Raw genomic sequence first — 2,030 nt, 5'->3', positions numbered from 1 at the left:
GCCCTGGAATGGATCAAGCTTGCCGGCGATGATCTCCTGCTTTGCTGCTTCAACCTTTGCCTTGGTCTCCTCGGAAACCGAGGGGCCAAAAGGAGCAAGATCGACCACGCCGGTTTCAAGGCCTTCGAAAGCGCCGTATTCCTCGGGTTTCCAGTTGCCGTCGATGATCTCCTTGATCGTCGGCACAAGATATTTCTCCCAGCGGAAGATGACGGAGGTCTGGATCGTCCGCGGCGCGGCATGCGACATGTCGAGCTGAAAGCCTATCGAAGGAACGCCTGCCTTTTCGGCGGCGTCGAGCGCCGAGGTCGCGCTCAGATTCGTGGCGAGCACGTCGGCCTTCTGGTCGAGAATGGCCTGGGCGATCTGCCCTTCCTTCACCGGGTCCCACCAGGAGTTGGCGAAGACCGCGACCGTTTCGATCGTAGGATCGACCGAACGGGCCCCGAGTGCAAAACTGTTGATATCCCAGTTCACCACGCCGACCGGAAAGCCGGCGAGGATGCCGATCTTCTTCGTCTTCGTCGCCTGTCCTGCCGCGATGCCTGCAAGGTACCAACCCTGGTAAGTGCGGGCATAGAAGCTTTCCATGTTGGCCCCATTCTCCGTGCCCGAAGCACTCAGAAACGCCACATTCGGATAGGCTTTGGCCGCTTCGGCCATTGGGGCGCTGTAGCCATAGGTGGTGCCGATTATGATGTTGAAGCCGCGCTTGACGTAGAGATCGATCGCCGCGCGCAGCTTAGTGGCCTCTTCCGGTATGTTCTCCGTCACCGAGACGGGCACCTGTAGCTGTTCCTCCAAGGCCTTGCGGCCGGCCTCGAGGGCTTCGTTCCATCCGCCGTCTTGCGCTGAACTTGCGTAGATGAACGCGACCTTGGGCGCCCCTTCCAGAGTAAAGGCATAAGCGCCGGACGTAGCACAGAATACGAAAACCGTGGCCGCCGCCGCGAACAGGCGAACTGAGTCGGACGGCTTCGTGTTGCGCTCTTTCATTTCGTGGTTCCCCTTGTTTTTCTTTGATTTTCTCAGCCGGAAGCACGCCGCGCCCATGCAGCTTCCCTGCACGGTGACGATTGCCGCCGGAGCGTCTTTTTTGATTTGGCAAAAGCGAATTGGCTCTTGTGCAGTGCATAACAGCCGATTACGTTCGTTCATGCAACAAAAATAATCATGCTCATTTTTTGGGCACTTTGTGCAGAAATGTGAACGATCAAATGAACACCGATGCTCTGGCATCATTTGTAAAAATCGCGGAACTGCGGTCATTGTCGGCCGCGGCGAAGTTGTACGGCCTGCCCAAATCCACGCTCAGTCTCCGGCTCAAGCAGCTTGAAGACGATCTGAAGGTCGCTCTGTTCGAGCGCTCCGGCCGTGTCCTGTTGCTCACGGAAGCAGGGCAAACCCTGCTCGGGCACGCGCGGCAGATCCTGCAAAGCTGCGATACGGCGCGGGCCGCCGTGACGGAACTGAGCGACGACGTGACCGGAACCTTGCGGATCGGCGCCACGGGGGAGTTCGGCACGGCCTACTACACGCAGATGCTCATGGCGTTCAGAAAGCTCTACCCCAAGGTGGAAATCGAACTCACCTTCTTTTCGCCGCACGTTCTCTACGCGCCAGAGAGCCTCGATATGCTCGACGCCGTGATTTCATGGGACGAAGGTATCGAAGTCGGCGAAACGCTCTCCACCGAAAAATTCGCACTCTTTGCCAGCAAGAGTTATGTCGAGCGTGCCGGGATGCCACGAAAACCCGCCGATTTGGCGGAACACCAGGGCATTGTCTATCGCACCTCGGCGGGCCTGCAGCACTGGCGGCTACAGAAAGGTACCGCGCAGGAAAGTATCTTGCCGCGCAGCAACCTGATCGCCAACGAATACTGGACTATCAAGTACTTCGCCGTTGCGGGCGAGGGCATTGCCTATCTACCGCACTTCTTCACCACGATCGAGTGTGAACGCGGCCACCTCATTCCGTTGCTCGACACATGGGAGTCCGCGGAAAAGCGGGTCAGCATCCGCATATCG

General features: G+C 58.3%; 2 protein-coding genes. One reads left to right on the top strand and one right to left on the bottom strand.

Annotation, left to right across the window (positions count from 1 at the left end; genetic code table 11):
* A partial coding sequence (locus EN991_RS33990; RefSeq protein ID WP_164769587.1) for a BMP family ABC transporter substrate-binding protein occupies nucleotides 1-1,242 on the bottom strand: 1,242 nt, incomplete at its 3' end.
* Here EN991_RS33990 and EN991_RS33985 point away from each other — a divergent pair.
* Nucleotides 1,218-2,030, top strand: an 813-nt coding sequence (locus EN991_RS33985) for a LysR family transcriptional regulator (RefSeq protein ID WP_164769586.1), incomplete at its 3' end; no start/stop codon positions are given. The genes EN991_RS33990 and EN991_RS33985 overlap by 25 nt on opposite strands.

This window comes from Mesorhizobium sp. M7A.F.Ca.US.005.03.2.1 (genome assembly GCF_003997795.1).
Lineage (GTDB): Bacteria > Pseudomonadota > Alphaproteobacteria > Rhizobiales > Rhizobiaceae > Mesorhizobium > Mesorhizobium ciceri.
This window is presented reverse-complemented; position numbering and strand designations above follow the sequence as displayed.